Annotated in this window: 1 protein-coding gene and 2 pseudogenes; all 3 read right to left on the minus strand. The window is 72.7% G+C overall.

Annotated elements, in window-relative coordinates:
* A partial coding sequence (locus tag FGD71_RS48160; RefSeq protein WP_244951176.1) for an acyltransferase domain-containing protein occupies nucleotides 1–256 on the minus strand: 256 nt, incomplete at both ends.
* A gap of 1 nt (nucleotide 257) precedes the next feature.
* Nucleotides 258–1,958: pseudogene (locus FGD71_RS00035) on the minus strand (type I polyketide synthase); the annotation flags it as partial.
* Nucleotides 1,959–2,075: 117 nt separating this feature from the next.
* Nucleotides 2,076–5,231: pseudogene (locus FGD71_RS00040) on the minus strand (type I polyketide synthase); the annotation flags it as partial.
* Between the last annotated feature and the right edge of the window lie 14 nt (nucleotides 5,232–5,245).

Here is a 5,245-nt window from a genome sequence, read left to right on the forward strand (position 1 = left end):
AGCAACTCCCCGCCCTCGAACATCACCTCACGCAGCGGCCGCTCCAACACCCCGTCGAACACGGCACACACCGCATCCAACGCATCGGCGAACACCGGATACGCCTCATACAACTCCCGGCCCATACCCGCCCGTTGAGACCCCTGCCCCGAGAACAACACGGCCGACTGCCCGCCAGATCCCCGGAAGGCGCCACTCACCACACCCGACGCCGGCGCACCCTCCGCCAACGCCTCCAGCCCCTGTACCAATCCCTNGGCGCCACTCACCACACCCGACGCCGGCGCACCCTCCGCCAACGCCTCCAGCCCCTGTACCAATCCCTCCCGCCCGGAGCCGACGACCACCGCACGATGCTCCAGTGCCGCACGCGTCGTCGCCAGCGAGAACGCCACATCAAGCGGCGAGCAGTCCTCTGCCAGCGCCGACCGCAGGCGCTGCGCCTGGGCGCGCAAGGCCTCCGGGGTCTTGCCGGACAGGGTCCAGGGAATGACGGGAACTTCGGGAAGTTGCGGAGCGGACCGTTCGGCCTGCTCGGCGCCGGGCTCGTCGGAAGCGTGGGGTGCCGTGGGCGTCTGCTCGACGATGACGTGGGCGTTCGTGCCGCTGAAGGAGAACGACGAGACGGCCGCGCGGCGCGGCCGGTCGGTCGCGGGCCAGGGGCGGGCCTCGGTGAGCAGTTCGACGGCGCCCGCCGACCAGTCGACGTTCGGGGTGGGCTCGCTGATGTGCAGGGTCTTCGGCAGCGTGCCATGGCGCATGGCCATGACCATCTTGATGACGCCGGCGACACCGGCGGCCGCCTGGGAGTGGCCGATGTTCGACTTGATGGAACCGAGCCACAACGGCTGGTCGGCATCGCGGTCCTGGCCGTACGTGGCGAGCAGCGCCTGCGCCTCGATCGGGTCGCCCAGCGAGGTGCCAGTGCCGTGTGCCTCGACCGCGTCGACGTCGGCGGTGGTCAGGCGCGCGTTGGCGAGGGCCTGGCGGATCACCTTCTGCTGGGAGCGGCCGTTGGGTGCGGTCAGGCCGTTGCTGACGCCGTCCTGGTTCACGGCGGTGCCCCGGATGACGCCGAGGACGCGGTGGCCGTTGCGCTCGGCGTCGGAGAGGCGCTCCAGGAGCAGCAGGCCCACGCCCTCGCTCCAGCCGGTGCCGTCCGCGTCGGCGGAGAACGCCTTGCACCGGCCGTCGGACGCGAGGCCTCGCTGGCGGCTGAACTCCGTGAACGCGCCGGGAGTCGCCATGACGGCGACGCCACCAGCGAGCGCGAGGGAGCACTCGCCCTTGCGCAGGCTGTGGCAGGCGAGGTGCAGGGCGACGAGCGCGGAGGAGCAGGCCGTGTCGAGGGTGAGGGCGGGGCCTTCCAGGCCAAGGGTGTAGGCGATGCGGCCGGACACGATGCTGGTGGCCGTGCCGGTGGCGAGGTGCCCTTCGACGACCGCGGCGTCCGGCGAGATCTCCAAGGCGTTGCCGTAGCCCTGGGAGTAGGCGCCGACGAACACACCGGTCCGGCTGCCGCGCAGCGACGACGGGTCGATACCGGCGCGTTCGAAGGTCTCCCATGCGGTTTCGAGGAGAAGGCGCTGCTGCGGGTCCATGGCGAGGGCCTCGCGCGGCGAGACGCCGAAGAAGTCGGCGTCGAACTCGGCGGCACCCTCGAGGAACCCGCCCTCGCTGGTGTAGCTCGTGCCGCTGTTCTCCGGGTCGCCGTCGTAGAGGCTCTCCAGGTCCCAGCCGCGGTCGGCGGGGAAGGGCGAGACGCCGTCGGCGCCGTCGGCGACGAGCCGCCACAGGTCCTCGGGGGTGTTGACACCACCCGGGTAGTGGCAGCCCATGGCAACCAGGGCGATCGGCTCGGAGTCCTGGTCCTCCACTTCGCGCAGCCGCTTGCGGGCTTCGCGGAGGTCGGCGGTGACGCGCTTGAGGTACTCGAGGAACTTCTCTTCGTTGGACATGGAGTCAGCTCCTCGGCAGAGAGACAGGAAGAGGGGCAGGGGCAGGGAGAGGGGAAGGGGCCGGCCGAGGGACGGGCGCGGAGACCGGGGAGGCAGAGGGCTTGTTCATCGGGGTGTTCAGACCGTTCCGAGCTCGTTGTCGATGAGGTCGAAGATCTCGTCCGCGGTCGCGGCCACGAGGTCGCTGTTGTCGTCGCTGCCGTCGGTCGCGGTGCTGACGCCCTCGCACAGCGCGAGGAAGGACCGCAGCCGCTGCTCGACGCGTGACCGGTCCTCCGCGGCGAGGGGGGCCGCGGTCAGCAGCGATTCCAGCTTGTCCAGCTCGGTGTCGAGCGGTGCCGCCGCGGGGTCGTCGTCGAGCGGGAGCTCTTCGAGCAGGTGCGCGGCGAGGTCGTGCGGGGTGGGGTTGTCGAAGACGAGGGTGGGGGGCAGCCGCAGGCCGGTGGCCGTGTTCATGCGGTTGCGTAGTTCCACCGCAGTCAGCGAGTCGAATCCCATCTCCTGGAAGGGCCGTTTGAGGTCGACCGCCGCGGCCGACGGGTAGCCGAGCACGGCGGCGACGTGCTGGGCGATCAGGTCGGCGAGGGCGACGAGGCGCTGCTGCCCGGTCAGGCCGGCGAGCCGTTGCGCCAGCGTCGGGCCGTGGTCCCGCTCGGCGTCGGCGGACGCGGCGGCGCTGCGGCGCGCCGGGGTGCGGACCAGGCCTCGCAGCAACGGCGATAGAGCGGCGCCCTGTTGGCTCAGCTGTGCCAGGTCGAGCGGTACGGGTACGAGCAGCGCGTGCCCGGTGCCGGTCGCGGTGTCGAACAGTGCGAGGCCCTGCTCGGTCGTCAGGGCGCCGATGCCACCGCGGCTCATCCTGGCCAGGTCGGCCTCACCGAGTTCGCCGGTCATCGCGCTGCGCGCGGCCCACATGCCCCAGGCGAGGGACTGGCCCGCCAGCCCCTGGGCGCGGCGGTGCTGGGCGAGCGCGTCCAGGAACGCGTTCGCCGCGGCGTAGTTGCCCTGCCCCGCGCCGCCGAAGGTGGCGGCGGCCGAGGAGAACAGTACGAACATCGCCAGGTCGAGGTCGCGGGTCAGCTCGTGCAGGTTCAGGGCCGCGTCGACCTTGGGCCGCAGTACGGCGGAGAGCCGCTCGGGCGTCAGCGAGAACAGCACGCCGTCGTCGACGACACCCGCCGTGTGCACCACGCCGGTGAGCGGCCGTTCCAGTTTGTCGAGCACGGTGGCCAGTACGTCGCGGTCGGCGGCGTCGCACGCGGCGATGTGCACCCGCGCCCCCAACTCGGTGAGCTCCGCCTCCAGTTCGGCTGCGCCGTCGGCTTCCTGACCACGCCGGGAGAGCAGCAGCAGGTGCCGTACGCCGTGCCCGGTCACCAGGTGGCGGGCGATCAGGGCGCCGAGGGTGCCGGTGCCACCGGTGATCAGCACGGTCCCGTCGGGGTCGAGGGGGCGCGGTCCGGAGCCCGGCACCGTCGGTTCACCGGCACCGGCACCGGCACCGGCACCAGCACTCGCGAAGCCGGCCTTCGCGAGCCGCGGCACCAGGACGTCGCCCTCCCGCACCGCGACCTGCGGCTCGTCCACGGCGAGCGCCGCGGGCAGAGCTCCGTACCCCTCCGCTGTGCCGTCGAGGTCGGCGAGGACGAAGCGGCCCGGGTGCTCCGACTGGGCCGAACGCACCAGACCCCACACCGCGGCGGCGGCCGGGTCGACGGAGTCGCCCTGCCGTAGGGCGATGGCGCCCCGGGTGAGCACCACGAGCCGGGCGGCGGCGAAGCGCTCGTCGTCGGCCCAGGAGCGCAGCGCACCGAGGACCCGTGCGGTCAGCTCGTGGACGGCGGCCGCGATCGGCTCGGGCTCGCCCGCGCAGGGCAGGACCACGAACTCCGGTACGGCGGCGTCAAGTTCGGACAGACTGGGGTGGGTGTTCACCGTGTGGCCCGCGGCGGCGAGCCCTGTGGCTACCTCGCCCACAAAGTCGCTGTCACCGACTGTGCCCTCAGCACTGCCGACGGTCCCGGCCTGACCTGCGTCGCCCAGCAGGACGAAACCGTCCTGCGGCCCGTCGGCCGCGTGAGTCTCCACCGTAGTGACCCAGTCCACCGTGAACAGCGCGTCGGGTCCGGTTGTCCGCGCGGCCGCGAGCTGATCGCCCGCCACCTCGCGGAACGCGAGGGCTTCCACGGAGGCGACGGGCAGTCCAGCAGCGTCGGCCACGGTCACGGCCACGGCACCCGAATCGCCGGTGGCCAGCCGGACCCGTACCGCGGAGGCGCCCGTGGCGTGCAGTCGGAGACCGGTCCACGAGAAGGGCAGCCGGGTCCCGGAGCCGCCTTCCTGCGACGCGCCGTCATCGGCGGCGGACAGGCCGAGTACGTGCAGCGCGGAGTCGAACAGCGCCGGGTGCAGCCCGAACCGGGTGGCGTCCGACGCGTCCGCCTCGGCCACCTCGGCCTCGGCGAACAGCTCGTCACCGCGCCGCCACGCGGCCCGCAGCCCCTGGAACGCCGGACCGTAGCCGTAACCCGTCTCGAGGAGACGCTCGTAGAAGCCGTCGACGTCGAGGGGCTCGGCCCCGGCGGGCGGCCATACCTCGAGCGCCTCCGGCCGGCTCGCACCGGACCCGGCCCCGGGCGCAGACCCGGACTCCGGGACGAGCACACCGCCGGCGTGCCGGATCCACAGGACGTCGGCGGACGCGTCTTCCGGCCGCGAGTGCACGGTCAGTGTGCGGCTGCCGCCGTCACCGGCCGGGCCGACGGCCACTTGCAGCTGTACGCCACCACTTTCGGGCAGCACCAGCGGTGCCTCCAGGGTCAGTTCGGCCACCTGCCCGCAACCGACCTGATCGCCCGCGTGAATCGCCAACTCGACGAAGGCGGTGCCGGGCAGCAGCACGGCGCCGCCCACCGTGTGGTCGGCGATCCACGGATGCGTCTGCCGGGAGATACGACCCGTCAGCAGCAGGCTGTCGGAGTCGGCGAGCGCGACGGCGGCGCCGAGCAGTGGGTGCCCGGTTCCCAATTGCCCGAGCGACGCCACATCACGGGTCTGCGCCGCGGCACGCGGCCAGTAGCGATGGCGCTGGAAGGCGTACGTGGGCAGATCCACCCGGCGAGCGCCGGTGCCGGTGAAGTACGCCGACCAGTCCGGAGTGACGCCTGCGACGTGCAGGCGGCCGAGGGCGGTGACCAGGGCCTGCGGTTCGGGTCGGTCCTTGCGCAGGGCCGTGATCAACTGCGCGTCCCCGGTGAGGGATTCCTGCGCCATCCCGGACAGGACAC

Source organism: Streptomyces sporangiiformans (genome assembly GCF_005768555.2).
GTDB lineage: Bacteria > Actinomycetota > Actinomycetes > Streptomycetales > Streptomycetaceae > Streptomyces > Streptomyces sporangiiformans.